Here is a 20,220-nt window from a genome sequence, read left to right as displayed (position 1 = left end):
TTTCTTAATGCTATCAATTATTTATCATTTAATTCGATTACTTTATCGCAAAAAGTGTTCTATTATTAAATTTTCAAATATTTAAGACATAATTTCCGAAATATGCATTTTTAATTAAAAACAAAACGACAAAATTTCCGATTCATAATAATTTGAATTAAAATGATGGAAAAATCGTCAGTGTTAAAATGTAACCTAAAACTTTTCTGGGTTTTATTGCTCAAAAAACTACAGATTAAAATCAAAATAATTACTTTTGCGTTTACCAGATGGAGTTAAAAGAAAAACAAAGGAAAATACTAGACGTTGCCGTAGAACTTTTCAAAGAGAAAGGGTATATGGGCAGCTCTGTGAGGGACTTGGCGACAAAGCTTAATATTAAAGCTGCTTCTTTATATGCGCACATCCGTTCTAAAGAAGAAATTCTGGAATGGATTTGTTTTGGCATCGCTCAGGAATTCTTTGACGAACTTCAGTTGGTGAAAAATACAGACATCAATCCAAAAGATAAATTAAATTTATTCATCGATAAACATTTATCAATAGTTCTTAGAAATCGTGATGTTACGCATATTTATTCTAATGAATGGAAACATTTGGAGGAAAGACTTCCCGAATTCGTAGAATTAAGAAAAAAATATCAACAGGAAGTAGAAGAACTGATTTCTGAAATTTATCAAGCCGAAAACTGGGAACTCAAATCATCTACTTTTACTACAAGATTTATTCTTCATACATTAAACAATTCTTATTTCTGGTTCAAAAGAAATATAGAATCCACTACTGAAATTACTGATGAAATTAGGGATAAAGTTCTTTTTGGTCTTTTAGGAAATCACAAACAGTAATTTTCAATCTTAAAGATTTTGCACAAAGGTTTAACCAAAATCTTTGTCATCCGTAGGAATCTCGACAGCTACAACAAAAACGATGTATAGATTCCACGCTCCACTTCGTTCCGCTCTGAATGACAAATCACACTATAATTTCTAGCCTTAATTATTTAGAATCATTCAAAATATGACGAAAGTCATAAAAATTTTGTCAGCTCCCAAATTCTTTTTAAATTTACACCTAACAAATGTTAGTTAGTCATGAATGTGGATTTTTCAGTTGAATACTTACAGCTCGACCAATTGAGACAGCTCCAGTCGGAAAGATTGGTGGATTTGGTGGGTTATCTTGAGGAGAAGTCGGATTTTTATAAAGGAAAATTTGATGAATTAGGAATATCTCCACAGGAAATAAGGACAATTGAAGATATTACAAAACTACCGATTACTTACAAACAGGATTTAAGAGACAATTATCCGTTTGGATTATTTACGGTTCCAAAGAATGAATTACAGAGAATTCACTGTTCAAGCGGAACAACAGGAAAACCAACGGTAGTAGGATATACAAAAGAAGATGTTGATTTATTCAGCGAAGTCGTAGCAAGATCTTTGAATGCAGCCGGAGCAAAACCGGGAATGCAGTTACATAACGCTTATGGATACGGAATTTTCACGGGCGGGCTTGGACTTCATTACGGAGCAGAAAAATTAGGAATGAGCGTTCTTCCGATTTCAGGAGGAATGACAACGAGACAGGTTGATTTAATCATAGACTTTAAACCGGAAGTGATCTGTTGCTCACCTTCTTATGCTTTAACAATCGCTGATGAATTTGCTAAAAGAGGAATCTCAGCAGACGAAATCAGTTTAAAATATGCCGTTTTAGGTTCAGAGCCGTGGACGGAAATTATAAGACATCACATTGAAGAAAAATTGGGTGTTCACGCTACTAATATTTATGGATTAAGTGAAATTATCGGACCAGGAGTTTCGATGGAAGATTTTGAGGAAAAAGGGGGTTCTTATATTTGGGAAGATCATTTTTATCCTGAAATTTTAGATCCGATTACAAAACAACCCGTTCCTTTTGGTGAAGAAGGGGTTTTGGTGATTACAACTTTGACGAAAAAAGCAATGCCGCTTTTACGTTATTGGACGAACGATATCACAAGTCTTTATTATGAAGAAAACTCAAAAAGAACAATGGTCAAAATGAAACCAATTCTTGGAAGAGCCGATGATATGCTGATTGTGAGAGGCGTAAATGTGTATCCAAGTCAGATTGAAGAAGCATTTTCTCATGTGGAAGGAGTAGTTCCGAATTATTATTTAACACCGATTGAGAAAGAACAAATGTGTGTTGCTCTTGATATCGATCTGGAAATTGATGATGAATTTGTGAAAGCGCAACAAATTGAAATAAATACCGATGATTATACTATTTTTGTCGGAAACTTTGGAAAAAGTATAGAAAACGAAATAAAAAAGCGAGTAGGAATCACCACAAAAGTGAAAATTCATACTCAGGACAGTTTGCCTAAGTGCGAAGGTGGAAAAATTAATAGAATACTAAAAACAAAATGAATTCATTTTATAAATTAAAAACTGTAAGGGTTCAGAAAGATACCAACGACGCAGTCAATGTAGCCGTTGAAATTCCTGAGGAACTGAAGGATAAATTCAGATTCAAGCAGGGGCAGTATCTTAACTTCAGAATGATGATCGACGGAAACGAAGAGAGACGTTCTTATTCTATCTGCAATGCTCCGAGTGAAAAAAGCAACACGCTGGAAGTATTGGTTAAGCTTTTAGAAAATGGAAAAGTTTCAGGTTATTTCAACGAGCATCTTCACATGGATGAAGTTCTTGAAGTGATGCCTCCGATGGGCGGTTTTAATACATCTTATCACCCGACAAACGTAAAAACTTATGTTGGTTTGGCGGCGGGAAGCGGAATTTCTCCGGTTTTATCAAATATCAAAGAAAGTCTTTATCAAGAGCCTAATTCAAACGCTTATCTGTTCTACAGCAACAGAAGTATGAATCATGTGATGAAAAAGACTGAAATCGATAAATTGGTTGAAACTTTTAACGGAAGACTGAAAGTTGTTTATTTAGTAAGCCGTGAGCAGCATGAAGATCCGATTTTTGAAGGAAGAATTTCTCCTGAAAAATTAGATCATTTATTTGAAAGATATGCAGATATTGATGTTAAAGAATCTACATTCTTCATTTGCGGACCTTCAGAAATGATTAAAGGGATTGCAGATTATTTAAAGAAAGATAAAAAAGTACCTGCTATTCAGGTTTTATTTGAATATTTCACCGCGCCTGACGAAGAAAATTCTGAGGAAATGAGCGATGAATTCAAGGCAATTGCTAACTTAGAAAGTATGGTAACGGTGATCATCGATGATGATGAATATTCGTTTCACCTTAATTCTAAAAAAGAGAGTATCTTAGATAAAGCATTGAAAGACAATCTTCCTGTACCTTTTGCATGCAAAGGAGGGGTTTGTTGTACGTGTAAAGCGCAGGTTTTGGAAGGGGAAGTTTTCATGGAGAAAAATTTCGCGCTTACCGAAGACGAGGTAGCAAGAGGATTTGTTCTTACTTGCCAATGTCACCCGACAACCAATGTGGTGATGCTTAATTATGATGTATAATTTTTAATGAATTTTTTTCATTATTAAAACTAAAAAAAGATGGACTTAGAAAAATTTGTTCAATACGTTCACGACGAAAATAAAGTAGAACCAAAAGATGTAATGCCCGATGATTACAGAAAATTATTGGTTCGTCAGATTTCACAGCACGCGCATTCTGAGATTGTCGGAATGTTGCCGGAAGCGAACTGGATTTCCAGAGCGCCTTCATTGAGAAGAAAAATGGCTCTTTTAGCTAAAGTTCAGGATGAAGCAGGTCACGGTTTATACCTTTATTCTGCTACTGAAACTTTAGGAAACGGAACCATCAGAGCGGATAGAGACGCAACCTATGATGATATGTTGGAAGGAAAAGCGAAATATTCAAGTATTTTTAACTATCCTACATTAAGTTGGGCAGACATCGGAGCGATCGGTTGGCTGGTGGATGGTGCTGCAATCATGAATCAGGTAATGTTGATGGGAAATTCTTACGGTCCTTATTCAAGAGCAATGGTGAAAATTTGTAAAGAAGAATCTTTCCACCAAAGACAAGGTTACGAGATTTTGATGGCACTTTGTCGTGGTACAAAACAACAGAAAGAAATGGCTCAGGCTTCATTAAACCGTTTCTGGTGGCCGGCTTTAATGATGTTTGGTCCAAATGACGACAGTTCGCCAAACTCTAAAATCTCTATGAATTACAGAGTAAAAAGAGAAAGTAACGACAGTCTTCGTCAGAGGTTCATCGATGTTACCGTTTCTCAGGCTGAATTCTTAGGATTAACCATGCCTGATAAAGATCTTAAATGGAATGAGGAAAGACAACATTATGATTTCGGAGAACTTCCTTGGGATGAATTTATGGAGATCTTAAAAGGAAACGGACCTTGTAACAAGAAAAGATTACAGACAAAAGTAAAAGCGCAGCAGGAAAACCTTTGGGTAAAAGAAGCGGCGATTGCTTTTGCGGAGAAACAAGAAAAAATTTCAATATAACAATATACCAATGTAAAAATGTAACAATCATTGTCATGCTGAGCTTGTCGAAGCATTTCATTGGTAAACTGGTACATTGATACATTGTTAAATTTAATTTTATTTATGGCAAATTTAGATATGTGGGAAGTGTTTATTCAGACTAAACCGGGATTATCTCACAAACACGTTGGAATAGTACAGGCGCCAACAGCAGAAATGGCTTTGCAGAACGCAAGAGACGTTTATACAAGAAGAAAAGAAGGAACTTCCGTTTGGGTTGTACCAAGTAAATATATTGTGACTTCAGAAGGAATTGATAAAGAAGCATTCTTCGATCCGGCTGATGATAAATTGTACCGTCACCCGACGTTCTACGATATTCCTAACGATGTAAAAAACATGTAATGAGCGCACTATTCAATTATTTATTAAAGTTTGCTGACGACAGTTTCATCATGGGACAGAGATTGTCTGCGTGGTGCGGTGAAGGTCCTTATTTAGAGGAAGATATTGCATTAACAAACATCGCATTAGACGAGCTTGGACAAGCAAACAACTTTTATGTTTATGCTTCAAGAGTTGCCGATAACGGTAAAAGTGAAGATGATTTAGCATTTTTAAGATACGAGCACGAATACGTAAATGCGCATTGGGTTGAACTTCCGAATGAAGATTATGCGCAGACGATTCTTAAAGTGTATATTTTCGCAGTGTATCAGAAATTGATGTACGAGGCATTGTCAAATTCTGCAGATGAAGAACTTTTTGCTCTTGCTCAAAAATCTTTGAAAGAAGTAAGGTATCATTATACTCACGCTGCATCTTGGATGAAAATTTTCGCTCAGGGAACAGAAGAAAGTAAAGCTCGTTTGGTGAAATCTCTTGAAAATATCTGGGAATATTCAAAAGGTTTATTCGCAAAAGTGGAAGGAGAAGATGATTTAATTGCTTTAAACATCGCTCCAAATGTTGATGCGTTGTATGAAGATTTTCTTTCTATTACCAAAAAAGATTTTGCAGATTTCGGTTTAGAATATCCGACAAATCCTTTTATGCAACCAAAATCAAGAACAGGTTATCATACAGAATATTTCGGATTTATGCTTTGCGAATTGCAATATATGCAAAGAGCGTATCCTGGTTGTACGTGGTAAACTTTTAAATGTAACAATGAAGCAATTTACCAATGTAACAAGTTTAAAAGTGAAATATTAAAGTGTCATTGAGAGAGTTTTACTCTTTGTTGACTTTGCTGAGTGAAATCAAATGCCTTTGCGAACTTAATAATTAGAGCCTTTTGATTATTTTAAATGTCATTAAAAATATGAAGAAGTCATTTACAAAATAAATTACTTCATGTAAATAATACGACGAGTTTTGTCGTTACTAGCATTTATTTTTGCTTCAGTATCATTTTTTAATGATCATATTTAAAATAATCAATACAAAAAAAAATTAATTATGACAAATTGCAACAGCCTGAAATTTCCATCAACATGTCAGGAATCCACTCTTACTAAAACATTTCACAATACCGGAGAAATTATCCGTTATCAAGAAATAGACCCTATTAGTACTAGCTTACTAGATGATGTTGTTCTGAAACAAGAAAATGGGAAATATTATAAAGCCATTTATACAGAGAATACCATTAATATAGAATGGTACAGATGTACTTATCCCACTGATTTAACAAATGGGACCGGAGATAAAGTCATGCTAACTAAAGCAATTAATACTGCAGCATATTTAGGAGCAACTTTAAGATTTGATGCGAAAGAATATATTGTTAATGAACAATTAAGTTTTGATGGTATTTCCTGTTTTAAACTTTTGGGGGATAAGCAACACACACTAATTAAGCCTAGTACAAATGATCGTGTCGAAGGATTTTATTTAAGTTTTAATGACTGTCATAATTTCATTATTGAAGGACTTAGATTTGACCAAAATAAAAGGAATTTACCTGTTTATAATTCTGACGATAATGCAGCTTCCCCAGCACCAAAAGAATTTAACGGTAGTATTTATATAACAGAATCAAGCAATATTGAAATTACAGATTGTAGTTTTTTTGATTTATATAATCGTGCTGTAAATATCTATTCTTGCCATAGAGGACATATATTAGTTCGTAATAATCTTTTTGAAAGTGGAGTGCAAGAACAAAAATATGTAATGGAACACTTAGTTATAGCGCAATCTCGTTATGCAGAAGTCGTTATAGAAAATAATTCCTTCAAAAATGCAGAGAACACAAATCCGGATCATGGTGTTGTTGCAATTTTTGCTTTTGATCTTGGTGAGTTTAAATCAGTTTTAGTAAATAATAACTACTTTGAATATTGTGGAAGAAACCATGCCGGAGGACACAGGCTCTATGCAATAGATTTTTATGATAATGTGAATAATTTTATCATTTCTAATAATATTTTTGAAAATATGATTTGGGGTGTTATTAGATTTGACGGAACCAGAAAAAATGGAATTATTAGTAATAATATTATTCATCAATTAATTGCCGACGAAGATGGAATGATTATGTCCTCCTCTAGAGAAGAACCCAAATATAATCAAACAGAATTTAAGAATATAAGTATAAATAATAATATTTTAGATTCATCTAGTGAATTTAGCCATGGAATTACGATACAAGGATTATCCCCTTTTTGTGCAGCAGAAAATATTGAAATTTCCCATAATAAAATGTATAATTTAAGATATGGAGTTAAAATTCATGGTGATGTAAGTGTTGTATCGATTAATAATAACCAAGTAATGAATCTTATAGGTATAGGTATAGAAATTGACGGATTTAAAAGAGGTTATGATACTTCACTTCTACAATCTAATAATGTAGAAAAAATTTATATTAATGATAATCATCTTAATGGAAGAAAAGAGGCACAGTTTGTTGGCTTTATTGGGGTTCAGGTAAATGGCCTATCAGGAAATCATACTTTTATGGGGCGAATGCGTATAAATGATAATTTTATTTCAGGGAATAGCAAAGGAAGTGGTGTTACTATAAATATAATTAATGTTGAACCTTTAGTAACAGTAAGTTCTCTTGATGATAGGATTGCCATATCAAGTAATGAAATAAATAATGTTAAATATGGTCTATTTTTAAGATGTCATGAAAATTTTGTAAAAGACAATATCTTTTATGATTGTGTACAACCATTTTTAGAAGATTATACTGATAACATTAAAGTAGGTAATTATCACAATAATCTTCCTATATAAAGCTTTAAAATTAAAAAAGCATATCTTTCTTTTTAATTATGCAAAACAATATTTTAAACATATTAACACAAGTCCCCGATCCGGAAATTCCGGTAATCAATATCGTGGAATTAGGTATTGTAAGAGAAGCGAAAGTTACGAGCGAGAATTCTTGTGAAGTAACTATTACGCCTACTTATTCTGCCTGTCCCGCTATGTTTACCATTGAGGAAGACATCATGAAAATCATGAAGGAAAACGGTTGGGATGCGAAAGTAGTCACCAAAATGTTTCCGATTTGGACAACAGATTGGTTGACGGATGAAGCGAGAGAAAAACTTCGTGTGTACGGAATTTCACCTCCAGAAAAAGGAGCAGACGAACATCACATCGGGAAACCGAAAAAATGTCCGCGTTGTGGTTCTATGCATTCAAAACAGATTAGCAGATTCGGGTCTACATTATGCAAGGCTTCGTATCAGTGTTTAGACTGTTTAGAGCCTTTTGATTATTTTAAATGTCATTAAAATGATACATTGCTACGTTATTTAATATTGTTAAATTAGAGCAGTGTAATTTTTTAATTCTTTAAACATTAAATTTAAAACCATGTATACACAACTTGATATTGAAACGCATTTTGACGGAAAACTTAAAATTGCTTATCTCAATCAACCAGACACAATGAACGCTCTTACAAAGCCGTCTTTATCAGATCTAAAAGATTTCATTAAAGAATGTAGCGACGATGATACAGTAAGATGTGTGGCAATTTCAGGAAGAGGAAAAGCTTTTTGCTCTGGTCAAAACTTGGATGATGCTTTCGTACAAGGTAACGAACACCACGACCACGATATCATCAGAAAGATTGTGGTAGATTATTATAACCCTTTGGTGACAGAGATTACAAAATGTAAAAAACCTGTTGTTGCATTGGTAAATGGTCCTGCAGTAGGAGCTGGCGCAATGTTGGCATTGATCTGTGACTTCGTTTTGGCGGTTGATAAATCATATTTTGCTCAGGCATTTTCAAATATTGGATTGATTCCTGATACAGGTGGAACGTATTTCTTACCAAAATTATTGGGAAGACAATTGGCAAATTATTTAGCATTCACAGGAAAAAGATTATCTGCTGATGAAGCAAAATCGTACGGTTTGGTTGCTGAAATTTTCAATGAAGAAGAATTCGCTCCAAAATCAATGGAAATCCTTGAAAAAATGTCAAATATGCCAACTGCAGCGATTAAATTGACTAAAAAAGCTTTCGCTCAGTCTTATACAAATACTCTGAGAGAACAGCTTGAATTAGAAGGTGATCTACAACAGGAAGCAGCTGAAACAGAAGATTTCAAAGAAGGGGTAAGCGCCTTTTTACAAAAAAGAAAGCCTAATTATAAAGGAAAATAAAATTAATATAACAATTTATCAATGTAACAATTTACCAATTGATATGCTTTGAAAAGTTCAGCATGACATAATGTGATTGTTACATTGTTATATTGATACACTGTTAAATTATGAATGTAGGAATTATTGGTGCAGGAACTATGGGCGTAGGAATCGCTCAGGTCGCTGCAACAGCGGGTCGCAAAGTTGTTTTATTCGATGCAAATACTCCGCAAATTGATAAAGCACTTTCAGGCTTAGAGAAAACATTAAATAAATTAGTTGAAAAAGCTAAAATTTCTCAGGAAAAAGCCACAGAAATCAGAAATAATATCGTTAAAGGTGAAACTTTACAGGATTTAAAAGATTCTGATTTAGTGATTGAAGCCATTATCGAAAACAAAGAAATTAAAACCAAAGTTTTCACAGAATTAGAGACTTACGTTTCAGAAAACTGTATCATCGGTTCCAATACATCATCCATTTCCATCACCTCTCTCGGTGCGGAATTACAAAAACCGGAGCGTTTTATTGGAATTCACTTCTTCAATCCTGCTCCTTTGATGCCTTTAGTTGAGGTCATTCCATCTTTATTGACAGAAAAATCGTTAGCGGAAAAGATCTACAATCTGATGAAAGATTGGGGTAAAACGCCTGTGATTGCTAAAGATATTCCTGGATTTATCGTTAACAGAATTGCTCGTCCTTACTACGGTGAAGGACTGAGAATTGTTGAAGAAAACATCGCAACTATTGAACAAGTTGATGAAGCGATGAAAACAATCGGAAACTTCAAAATGGGGCCTTTTGAATTAATGGATTTAATAGGTGTTGATGTAAATTTCTCAGTAACCACAACGGTTTACAAAGAGTATTTCTATGATCCGAAATACAAACCATCTCTTCTTCAACAAAGAATGTCAGAAGCCAAACTTCATGGCAGAAAAACAGGAAAAGGCTTCTACGATTACAGTGAAGGAGTAGAAAAACCTGTCGCTCAAAAAGACGATGCTCTTTATCAAAAAATATTTTTAAGAATTATTTCAATGTTGATTAATGAAGCGGTTGAAGCCAAAAGATTAGGTGTTGCCAACGATGAAGATATCGAATTAGCAATGCAAAAAGGCGTGAACTATCCAAAAGGATTATTGGCTTGGGGAAAAGAAATCGGATATGGAAAAATCTCCGAAACCCTGCAAAATCTTTACGAAGAATATCAGGAAGAAAGGTATAGACAAAGTCCGTTATTAAAAAGATTAAAATAGTATATGTTTATTTTTAGAATTTTTATATTACTATGTTTTATAGGAACTTTTGCAAATGCACAAATTCCAGAATTCGAAAATAATTATTCTAAAAATGATTCAATATACAATAAAGATCTAATTGATTTTTCCAAGAAATTTGATTTTATCTTAAGTTACCACACAACTGGCTATTGGTTTGGAGACAAAAATTATTATAAAATAATAGCTTTAAATAAAAAAGGATGGCAAGTTTGGGAGAGTTATTATAAAAATGAAAAAATTAAGTTTAATAAAGTTAAAAAACAACCATCCTCGGAAAAATATAATGAGCTTATTGCCTATTTTAATGCTAATAAAATTTGGGAAATAGATAATGTTGAATTAAATACATATAAAAAAAATTATTTAATCACTTTCGACGGAGATACTATTTTTAACAGAAGAGATATTATTGCAGATGCCAGTACAACCCATTTAAATTTTATAGGTAAAAATAAAGCAAAAACTTTAGGCTTGTATAGCTCCGATATTTATTCAGAATCTAGTAATAGATTTTATAAAGCTAAAAGATTTTATGAAAATTGGTGGGAAAGGGTAGTAAATATAGTTCAAAAATGACATTAGAGAATATTTAAATGGATATAGATGGATTCAGAGCCGAATTAGAAACAAGGCTTTTAATTGAAAAAGAATATATAATTCAAGAACTTTCGTCAATCGATGACGATCAGGAAAGACTTGAGCTATTAGGGAAATTTAATGAAAAATATAAAGAGCTGATCAAAAGATTAGCCAATGAAAATGGAATTGAGTTAAATGCTCCTTATCAAAATAAATCTAATCCGTCAAATTCAGAAAACCTTTCATACGAACAAATAATTCTTGGTAAAACGATGAGTATTTATGAGAAGTTGGTTGAAGAATTATATGAAGAAATCGCCATGATTCGGAAGCACAAACATTGATGAAGAAGGCACGATTATATATGACCTATAAAAACAATAAATATCTACATATAAAATAACAAACGTAAATTAGAAATGAATCCAAGACAAGTTGCAGAATATATGTTCGATCAGGATTATTTTTCCCGATGGATGAATATCAAAATGATCGAAGTCAAAGAAAATTATTGTTTATTGGAAATGCCCATTAAAAAAGATATGATCAATGGGTTGAAAACCGTTCACGGAGGTGTTACGTTTGCTTTTGCAGATTCTGCATTGGCATTTTCGTCTAACAACACTGGAGACGCTGCCGTTGCATTGAATTGCATCATCAATTTTACAAAAGCTGGAAAAGAAGGTGATATTTTCAGAGCAGAAAGTATTTTGGTAAATGATACCAGAAAAACCGCTGTTTACGATATTAAAATTACCAATCAGAACGAAGAACTTATTGCGAAATTTGTCGGAACAGTCTATAAAATCGGAAAAAAAGTAACAGAATTATAAATAAGCGGTAAGCTTCAGGCAATAGGCAGTAAGCTTTTTTTGAAGCTGATAAAGCCTACTGCATATAGCTTAAAGCCTAAAGCAAAAATTATGAACAACGTATACATCATAGATTATATCAGAACTCCTATTTCAAAACTACAGGGAGGTTTATCAGAAGTTAGAGCCGATGATTTGGCAGCAGTTGTCCTTAAAGAAATCGTAGCAAGAAACCCAGAAGTTCCTATTGAGGAAATTGAGGATGTTATTTTCGGATGCGCTAACCAAGCAGGTGAAGACAATCGAAACGTAGCAAGAATGGGACTTTTATTAGCTGGACTTCCTTACAAAATCGGAGGTGAAACGGTAAATAGACTTTGCGCTTCAGGAATGTCTGCGGTTGCTAATGCTTTCCGTTCGATTGCTTCTGGCGAAGGTGAAATTTACATCGCAGGTGGAGTTGAGCATATGACGCGTTCACCTTATGTAATGTCAAAACCAAGTGCTGCTTTTGGTAGAGACAGCCAGATGTTTGATACCACTTTTGGATGGAGATTTATCAATCCAAAAATGAAAGAATTATACGGTGTTGACGGAATGGGAGATACTGCTGAAAACTTAGCAGATATGCATAATATCAGTCGTGAAGATCAGGATAAATTTGCCCTTTGGTCTCAACAAAAAGCTACAAAAGCTCAGGAAAGTGGAAGATTGGCTGAAGAGATTGTAAAAATTGAAATTCCACAAAAGAAAGGCGAACCGAAAATTTTCGATAAAGACGAATTCATCAAACCAACTTCTTCAATGGAAGGATTAGGGAAACTTCGTCCGGCTTTCAGAAAAGAAGGAACGGTAACGGCAGGAAATGCTTCAGGAATGAATGACGGAGCAGCAGCTTTAATTTTAGCAAGTGAAGAGGCTGTGAAAAAATATGGGTTGAAGCCAAAAGCTAAAATTTTAGGATCTTCAGTTGCAGGTGTTGAGCCAAGAATTATGGGAATCGGCCCAGTTGAAGCTACTCAGAAATTATTGAAAAGATTAAATCTTTCTTTAGACGATATAGATGTTATTGAATTGAACGAAGCATTTGCCGCTCAATCTTTAGCGGTAACAAGAAGTTTAGGTTTAAAAGATGATGATTCAAGAGTAAATCCAAACGGAGGAGCGATTGCAATTGGTCATCCACTTGGAGTTTCCGGAGCAAGAATCATCGGTTCTGCAGCTTTAGAACTTCAAAAACAAAATAAAAAATATGCATTGTGTACGCTTTGTATCGGTGTTGGACAAGGTTATGCAATGATTATTGAGCGTGTCTAAAACGACATCTAAACTTTTAGCGTTAAGCAAATTTCAAAATTACCGTTAAGAAAAGTTTTATGTTTGAGCGAAGCGATTTTTAAACTTTTTAGGGAATTTTTCAATTTGTAGCATAAAAGTTTACAGTCTTGAATTTTTGTTTCTTTTGTTTCAAGACAAAAGAATTTAATAAGAAAAATAAATTTATGAATGTTTACTCATATCACGGAATTCGTCCGATCATTAAGCCTTCTGCATACATTCACCCACAAGCGGTGATTATTGGAAATGTAGAAATTGGCGAAGAAGTTTATATCGGTCCCAATGCGGTGATCCGTGGCGACTGGGGTAAAATTATTATCAAAGACGGAGCCAATGTTCAGGAAAACTGTACGCTTCATGTTTTTCCGGGTATTGAAACCATTTTAGAAGAAGGTGCGCACATCGGTCACGGTGCAATTATTCATTCGGGGCATATCGGGAAAAACTGTTTAGTGGGAATGAATTCAGTTGTGATGGACAAAGCTATTATCGGTGATGAATGTATTATCGGCGCATTAGCCTTTGTTCCTGCAAACTTTAGATGTGATGCAAGAAAATTAATTGTGGGAAGTCCTGCAAAAATCATCCGTGATGTTTCTGATGAAATGATTAAATGGAAAACTGAAGGAACAAAATTGTATCAGGAATTGGCGAGAGAGGGAAAAGATGCCATTTTGCCTTGTGAACCTTTTACTGAATATGTTCAGCAAATTCCTACGAAAGTTGTTGATTACAGTATTTGGGATGACGTGAAATAATTTTTATTAAACAAATTAAATAAGTTACCCAAACCTAACGGGTTTTCGAAACCCGTTAGGTTTTATTATAAAAGCAAAATGATTAATACAGAAAATTTTGAGTTTGAATCTGTATATCACATTTTTTCTCATGTGAATGGGAAAGAATTGATCTTCCGTGAAGAGACGAACTATCAATTTTTTCTGAAACAATTAGATAAATATATTACTCAAATTGCAGATATTTATGCATACTGTTTGTTGCCGAATCATTTTCATTTATTATTAAGATTTAAAAATATTGAAGGTATAAATGTGGAAGATGAACATCGGTCTTTAATGAAGAATTTTGGTAATTTTCTGAATTCCTATGCAAAAGCATTTAATAAAAAGTATAACCGAAAAGGAGCTCTTTTTCTTAATGCAGTAAAACGGAAGAAAATATCAGATGAGAAATATTTACTAAAAGTCTTACATTATATCCACAATAATCCAGTTAATCATGGATTTGTAAATAAAATTGATCAATGGAAGCACTCTTCATATAATTCATATTTAAATCATGAAAAAGAAAGTAAATTGAATAGAACGGAGATTATGCAATATTTTGATTCGCTTGAGGTTTTTAGAAATTATCACCAGTCTAATGTTGAATATGACTTCTTAAATTTAGAATAATTGTTACACAAACCAAACCTAACGGGTTTTTAAAACCCGTTAGGTTTCAATAAGATTAGTTTAATGAAAATATTTAGACAAGAAAAAAATTAAAATTTAAAAAGAAATGATTAAAAAGATTCTCATTTTCTGCAGTTTTCTCTTTGTATTTCAATCTGTGTTTTTTGCCCAGATAGGAAATGTAAAACCATTGACTATTGGAGAAATCAGAACCATAAAATCTAAAATTTTAAATGAAGACAGAATTTTAAACATCTATCTTCCTCAGAATTTTGATAAAACAAAATCTTACCCAATTATCTATCTTTTGGATGGAAGCATGAATGAAGATTTTATTCATGTTACGGGATTGGTTCAGTTCTTTAATCAAATGTATGCAATGCCGGAAACGATCGTTGTCGGAATTGCCAATATCGATAGAAAAAGAGACTTTACTTTTCACACAGATTTAAAAGATTTACAGAAAGATTATCCGACAACTGGACATTCGGATAAATTCATCAGTTTTCTTGAAAAAGAATTAAAACCTTATATCGAAAGTCAGTTTAAAACTACCGATACGTATATTTTCGGTCAATCTCTTGGTGGACTTTTAGCAACAGAGATTTTATTAAAAAAGCCTGAAATGTTTAATAACTATTTCATTATCAGTTCAAGTTTGTGGTGGGATGATGAAAGTCTTTTGAAACAGGCCAATCAATTATTATCCAAAATTCCGGATACTAAAAAATTCGTTTATGTTTCTGTAGGGAAAGGCGAACATCCTGTGATGGTAAAAGACGCAGAAGATTTATATGATGTTCTAAAGAAATCAAATAAGAAAAACTGGACAGTAGAATATAAAATGATGGAAGGAGATAATCATGCAACGATTCTTCATAGAAGTTTGTATGAAGGTTTGGTGAAAATATTTCCTTATCAGGAACCGAAATAAATTTAAAATATAACAATCTAAAAATGTATTTGATACATTATTAAATTAAAAACTATATGGAAAAGTTAAAAAACTACATCCACGGAGAATGGATCGAAGGTACCGGAAACGGAATTCCTTTATACAATGCTGTGACGGGAGAGCAGGTTGCTGTTTCCGATACTGAAGGACTGAATTTTGAACAAGCTCTTGATTACGGTAGAACGGTAGGGTACAAAAATCTTTCTTCAATGACGTTCTACGATCGTGGAGAAATGTTGAAAAAAGTGGCGCTTTACATTTTAGAAAGAAAGAAAAAATATTACGAACTATCATATAAAACAGGGGCGACTCACGCAGATTCTTGGGTAGATATTGAAGGAGGTTTTGGTACTTTCTTTACATATTCAGGGTTGGCAAAGAGAATGCTTCCTAACACTCCGTTTTGGGTAGATGGGGAAACTCAGAAAATTTCTGCAAACGGAACTTTCTTAGGTACTCACATTTTGACGCCAAGTGAAGGAGTTTCTGTGCAAATCAATGCATATAACTTTCCTGTTTGGGGAATGTTGGAGAAATTATCGACTTCATTGTTGGCGGGTGTTCCATCCATTGTGAAGCCTTCTCCTTTTGGTTCTTATTTGACGAATGCAGTTTTCCAGGATATGATTGAAAGCGGAGTTCTTCCTGAAGGAGCGCTTCAATTGGTTTGTGGGGAGCCAGGAAATATTTTGGATTATGTTCAGGATGGAGATTCTGTATTGTTCACAGGTTCTGCAACGACGGGTAGAAAATTAAAAGCTTTGCCTTCTGTTTCAGGAAATTCTGTTCGTTTCAATATGGAAGCAGATTCTTTGAACTGTTCAATTCTTGGATTGGACGCAAAACCAGGAACTCCTGAATTTGATTTGTTCATCAAAGAAGTTCGTACAGAAATGACAACAAAAGCAGGTCAGAAATGTACAGCGATCAGAAGAATTATTGTTCCTGAAAACTTAATTGGTGATGTTCAAAATGCTTTGTCTAAAGCTTTAGATCAAACTAAAATCGGAAACCCGTTAAGCAGAGATACAAGAATGGGTTCTTTGGTTGGAAAACAGCAGTATGATGAGGTTTTGAGAAAAATAAATATCTTAAAAACTGAAAACGAACTTGTATACGACGGAAAACACGAGCTTGTAGATGCAGACTATGAAAATGGTGCATTTATGTCTCCGAAATTGTTCTTAAATAATTCTCCGTTTACTAAAAACATCTCTCACGATGTTGAAGCTTTCGGTCCGGTTTCTACTTTGATGCCTTACAAAGATGCGGATGAAGCTGCAGCTTTGGCAAAAAGAGGAAAAGGAAGTTTGGTAGGTTCTATTGTTTCTCACGATGAGAAATTCGTGGCAGAAACTTCTTGGAAAATGGCTTCTCAGCACGGTAGAATTTTCGTGTTAAACAGAGATAATGCAAAAGAAAGTACAGGTCATGGTTCTCCACTTCCGACATTAATGCACGGAGGTCCTGGTAGAGCAGGAGGAGGCGAAGAAATGGGTGGATTGAATGGTCTTCATTTCTTCCTTCAAAAAACGGCAATTCAAGGTTCTCCGGATATTTTGACAGCTATTACGAAAGTATATCAACAAGGAGCAGAGAAAAAATATGCAGACAAACATCCTTTCCAGAAATATTTTGAAGATGTTGAGGTTGGAGATTCGTTGGAAACAGCAGGGAGAACAGTTACTGATGCAGACATCGTGAACTTCTCTAATGTTTCTTGGGATCATTTCTACGCCCATACAGATGCTACAAGTTTAACGGGAACTATTTTTGATAAAACAGTGGCTCACGGATATTTCATTCTTTCTGCTGCGGCTGGATTGTTCGTATCAGGGAAAAAAGGACCAGTTATCGCAAATTATGGATTAGAAAACTGTTCGTTCTTCAAGCCTGTTTATGCAGGAGATACGATTACGGTTTATTTAACTGCAAAAGAAAAAATCAACCGTGGAGTAAAAGGAAGAAATATTCCTTCCGGTGTGGTAAAATGGTTGGTGGAAGTTGTGAATCAGAGAGAGGAAGTAGTTTGCGTAGCGACTATTTTAACATTGGTAGCAAAACATTCTCCTTTTATCGACCTTAAAAATGTTCAGAAAATTGTAAAAGGTTTAGCTGAATCAACTCAACCAACATGGGGTAAAATGTCTCCTCAACAAATGATCGAGCATTTGGAGCATGGCGTTTTGGTAAGCTTAGGCGAGCCGGAAGCTGATAAATGTTTCACTCCGGAAGAGCAGTTGGAAAAATGGCAGGATTCTCTTTATAATCACAGAAAGATGCCGAAAGATTTCCCTGCGCCATTCTTGGCTGAAGATGAAAAGTTATTAGAATTAAGACATAAAAATCTGGATGCTGCAAAACAGTCTTTCTTGGATAGTTTGAAGAAATTCTCAATTTATTACAAAGAAAATCCACAGGCTGAACACATGAATTTTGTTTTCGGAAAATTAAACAAAGAAATGTGGGAACTGATGCATAAAAAACATTTTACGCATCATTTTGAGCAGTTTGGATTGATTTAATTCAAAATAAATATAAATTTATAATCCCTTTTGGTTTTTACTGAAAGGGATTTTTTTTAATACTTTTAATCCTTGTCAAGGTTCCAAACCTTGACAAGGATTAAAACAACACACACAAATGACAGACATTAGAACTACTCCCATTGAAGCAGACCGTTTTTACCATATTTATAATCGTGGAATTAACGGAGAAAATATTTTTAAATCAGATCGAAATTATTTGTTCTTTCTCAATAAAATGGCTGAATTTATTATTCCTGTTTGTGATGTATATGCATATTGTCTTATGCCTAATCATTTTCATCTTTTGGTTAAGATAAAATCTGATGTAGAGTTGGAAAGCCTTGTCAAGGTCAGAAACCATGACAAGGCTTTTGCAGGACTTCACTCACCACAAAATATTTTCTCAAAGCAATTTGCTCGAATTTTTAATTCTTATTCCCAAGCTTTTAACAAGGAAAATAACAGACATGGCTCTTTAATAGAATCTCCATTTAAAAGAAAACAGATTACGTCGGATGAATATTTAATTAATACAATTATTTATATTCATCAAAACCCGCAGAACCATTTTATAACGAGTGAGTTTTCAAAATATAATTTTTCCTCTTATCAATCCATTTTAAGCCATTCTAAAACTTTATTGAAAAGGAATGAGGTTATTGAATTATTTGATAATAGAGAAAATTTCATAATATCGCATAAAAAAGTTATTGATCTTGATTGTGAGTTTTAGTTAAATCATCCTTGTCAAGGTTCAAAACCTTGACAAGGATGTACAAAATCTTAGCGAAAGAAATGTTTTTAATTAAAAATGATAATTACTTTTACAGTAAAATCAGAATCTCATTTATTTAAAACAAAATATGGAACTACAATTTTTCAAAGACTTTGACTTTACAGATTTCTGGAGTGAAAGCAGTTATTCAGTAAGAGATTACATCGAAGAATTTCCTGATGATGAAATGATTTCTTCAATTGAAAATGAATTGGGATATAAACTGCCTGCTTCTTATATCGAATTAATGAGAATTCAAAACGGAGGATTGGTAGAAAAAAGCTGTTTCCCAACAACAGAAGACAATTCCTGGGCAGAAGATCATGTCGCAATTACAGGACTAATGGGAATCGGAAGAGAGAAAACCTATTCTGTTTGTGGAGAACTTGGAAGTCAGTTTATGATGGAAGAATGGGGATACCCAAATGACGGTGTGTATATTGCTGACTGTCCTTCTGCAGGTCATGATATGATCTTACTTGACTACTCTAAGTGCGGAAAAGACGGCGAGCCGGAAGTGGTACATGTAGATCAGGAAGATGATTACAGGAAAATTTTTCTGGCAAAGGATTTTGAAACATTTATTAAAGGATTAAAAGACGAAGAAGAGTTTGACGGAGACTAAATAAGCTGTATTTTTAATGCTTACAATTAAATCATAAATTATAATGAACGAAAACTGGATGCAAAAATGGGAAGAAGTAAAAGATATCATGGTTTGTCCTACAGACCTTGAAACGTATTTTACTTCGAATGAAATTCTGGGACAGAAAATGGAAACGATGGCAATCGGAAATGTCTCTCTTCCTTCCGGAAAAGTGGTGGTGAGAGATCCGCTTGTTTATCTGAGTTCTAATGAAAAACCTTATTTCATTCAGGCTCCGAAAGGAGATTTCCCTGTGACAATTGCAGTGGTAAAATCTGAAGATTGGGGCGACAGATATGCTGTTGTAAAAGTTGAATTTACCAAAGAAAAACCTGTTATTTATCGTGAAGCTCTAATCGGAATTGAAGAATTGGAAGGTGTAACCGAAGACGATTTTTTCGGTTTTGGAGTTGATGCTGGATTAGGATGTATTACAGATGCTGAAGTGCTTCCGTTTGTAGATAAATTTGTAGCTGAGACGGATGTCGACAATGTTTACGATGATTATTTTGCCGGAATTTTCGAGCAAAGTTATAAAGATCATCCAAACAATCAGAGAGAAGCGGGAGATTGGATCAATTGGACTGTTCCCAACACAAATTATCAGATTCCGATGTTTGCAAGTGGTTTTGGTGATGGTAGTTATCCTGTTTACTTTGCTTATGATGCTAACGGAGAAATTTGTGGTTTATATATTCAGTTTATTGATATAGAATTGGCTTTAAGTGAAGAAGGTGACGAGGATGATGTAGACGGCGACGAGGATAATGAACCTGAAAACTTTATTTTTCTTAAAGATTAAAT

21 protein-coding genes are annotated in these 20,220 nt (G+C 34.0%); all 21 read left to right on the top strand.

Annotation, left to right across the window (positions count from 1 at the left end):
* Window positions 1-269: 269 nt before the first annotated feature.
* Window positions 270-848 (top strand): TetR/AcrR family transcriptional regulator, encoded by a 579-nt coding sequence (locus A0O34_RS06195; protein WP_066752569.1) that lies wholly within the window; start codon window positions 270-272, stop codon window positions 846-848.
* Window positions 849-1,100: 252 nt separating this feature from the next.
* Complete coding sequence (locus A0O34_RS06190) at window positions 1,101-2,420, top strand: phenylacetate--CoA ligase family protein (protein WP_082891246.1); 1,320 nt, start codon at window positions 1,101-1,103, stop codon at window positions 2,418-2,420.
* Window positions 2,417-3,502, top strand: coding sequence for a 2Fe-2S iron-sulfur cluster-binding protein (locus tag A0O34_RS06185; protein ID WP_066752564.1), 1,086 nt, complete (start codon window positions 2,417-2,419; stop codon window positions 3,500-3,502). The genes A0O34_RS06190 and A0O34_RS06185 overlap by 4 nt, the downstream gene beginning before the upstream one ends.
* Before the next feature lie 39 nt (window positions 3,503-3,541).
* A complete protein-coding gene (paaA, locus tag A0O34_RS06180; protein WP_066752561.1) occupies window positions 3,542-4,480 on the top strand; it encodes a 1,2-phenylacetyl-CoA epoxidase subunit PaaA in 939 nt (312 codons plus the stop codon).
* A 105-nt stretch (window positions 4,481-4,585) separates the two neighbouring features.
* Entirely contained in the window at window positions 4,586-4,867 is a 282-nt protein-coding gene (paaB, locus tag A0O34_RS06175) for a 1,2-phenylacetyl-CoA epoxidase subunit PaaB (protein WP_034679196.1), read from the top strand.
* The gene (gene paaC, locus A0O34_RS06170; RefSeq protein ID WP_066752558.1) at window positions 4,867-5,616 is read left to right on the top strand and encodes a 1,2-phenylacetyl-CoA epoxidase subunit PaaC; all 750 of its coding nucleotides are present in this window, start codon (window positions 4,867-4,869) and stop codon (window positions 5,614-5,616) included. The genes paaB and paaC overlap by 1 nt, the downstream gene beginning before the upstream one ends.
* A 307-nt stretch (window positions 5,617-5,923) precedes the next feature.
* Window positions 5,924-7,711, top strand: a complete 1,788-nt coding sequence (locus A0O34_RS06165) for a right-handed parallel beta-helix repeat-containing protein (protein ID WP_066752554.1) — start codon at window positions 5,924-5,926, stop codon at window positions 7,709-7,711.
* Between the two features lie 38 nt (window positions 7,712-7,749).
* Window positions 7,750-8,217 carry a 1,2-phenylacetyl-CoA epoxidase subunit PaaD gene (gene paaD, locus A0O34_RS06160; protein WP_066752551.1) on the top strand — a complete coding sequence of 156 codons (468 nt, stop codon included), beginning with the start codon at window positions 7,750-7,752 and terminating at the stop codon, window positions 8,215-8,217.
* Between the two features lie 82 nt (window positions 8,218-8,299).
* The gene (locus A0O34_RS06155) at window positions 8,300-9,100 is read left to right on the top strand and encodes an enoyl-CoA hydratase/isomerase family protein (RefSeq protein ID WP_066752548.1); all 801 of its coding nucleotides are present in this window, start codon (window positions 8,300-8,302) and stop codon (window positions 9,098-9,100) included.
* Window positions 9,101-9,210: 110 nt separating this feature from the next.
* Window positions 9,211-10,344: a 3-hydroxyacyl-CoA dehydrogenase NAD-binding domain-containing protein gene (locus tag A0O34_RS06150; protein WP_066752538.1), complete on the top strand. Its 1,134-nt coding sequence runs from the start codon at window positions 9,211-9,213 to the stop codon at window positions 10,342-10,344.
* 3 nt (window positions 10,345-10,347) lie between these two features.
* A complete protein-coding gene (locus A0O34_RS06145) occupies window positions 10,348-10,944 on the top strand; it encodes a hypothetical protein (protein WP_066752535.1) in 597 nt (198 codons plus the stop codon).
* 17 nt (window positions 10,945-10,961) lie between these two features.
* On the top strand, window positions 10,962-11,291 hold the full coding sequence (locus tag A0O34_RS06140; protein WP_066752532.1) for a hypothetical protein: 330 nt from the start codon (window positions 10,962-10,964) through the stop codon (window positions 11,289-11,291).
* A 75-nt stretch (window positions 11,292-11,366) separates the two neighbouring features.
* Window positions 11,367-11,780 carry a PaaI family thioesterase gene (locus A0O34_RS06135; protein WP_066752528.1) on the top strand — a complete coding sequence of 138 codons (414 nt, stop codon included), beginning with the start codon at window positions 11,367-11,369 and terminating at the stop codon, window positions 11,778-11,780.
* 90 nt (window positions 11,781-11,870) lie between these two features.
* Window positions 11,871-13,076 carry a 3-oxoadipyl-CoA thiolase gene (pcaF, locus tag A0O34_RS06130; protein WP_066752526.1) on the top strand — a complete coding sequence of 402 codons (1,206 nt, stop codon included), beginning with the start codon at window positions 11,871-11,873 and terminating at the stop codon, window positions 13,074-13,076.
* Between the two features lie 185 nt (window positions 13,077-13,261).
* Entirely contained in the window at window positions 13,262-13,855 is a 594-nt protein-coding gene (locus A0O34_RS06125; RefSeq protein WP_066759547.1) for an acyltransferase, read from the top strand.
* Window positions 13,856-13,933: 78 nt separating this feature from the next.
* Entirely contained in the window at window positions 13,934-14,512 is a 579-nt protein-coding gene (locus tag A0O34_RS06120) for a transposase (protein WP_066752524.1), read from the top strand.
* A 106-nt stretch (window positions 14,513-14,618) separates the two neighbouring features.
* A complete protein-coding gene (locus tag A0O34_RS06115) occupies window positions 14,619-15,446 on the top strand; it encodes an alpha/beta hydrolase (RefSeq protein ID WP_066752522.1) in 828 nt (275 codons plus the stop codon).
* Between the two features lie 56 nt (window positions 15,447-15,502).
* Entirely contained in the window at window positions 15,503-17,992 is a 2,490-nt protein-coding gene (gene paaZ / locus A0O34_RS06110; RefSeq protein WP_066752519.1) for a phenylacetic acid degradation bifunctional protein PaaZ, read from the top strand.
* Window positions 17,993-18,110: 118 nt separating this feature from the next.
* Entirely contained in the window at window positions 18,111-18,728 is a 618-nt protein-coding gene (locus A0O34_RS06105; protein ID WP_066752516.1) for a transposase, read from the top strand.
* Window positions 18,729-18,858: 130 nt separating this feature from the next.
* A complete protein-coding gene (locus A0O34_RS06100; protein WP_066752513.1) occupies window positions 18,859-19,395 on the top strand; it encodes an SMI1/KNR4 family protein in 537 nt (178 codons plus the stop codon).
* A gap of 43 nt (window positions 19,396-19,438) precedes the next feature.
* On the top strand, window positions 19,439-20,218 hold the full coding sequence (locus A0O34_RS06095; RefSeq protein WP_066752511.1) for a DUF4241 domain-containing protein: 780 nt from the start codon (window positions 19,439-19,441) through the stop codon (window positions 20,216-20,218).
* The last annotated feature ends 2 nt before the right edge of the window (window positions 20,219-20,220 follow it).

Origin of the sequence: Chryseobacterium glaciei, from assembly GCF_001648155.1 — a bacterium.
GTDB classification, from domain to species: domain Bacteria; phylum Bacteroidota; class Bacteroidia; order Flavobacteriales; family Weeksellaceae; genus Chryseobacterium; species Chryseobacterium glaciei.
Note: the sequence above shows the minus strand (reverse complement) of the source record. Positions and strands in the feature narration are given on the sequence as shown.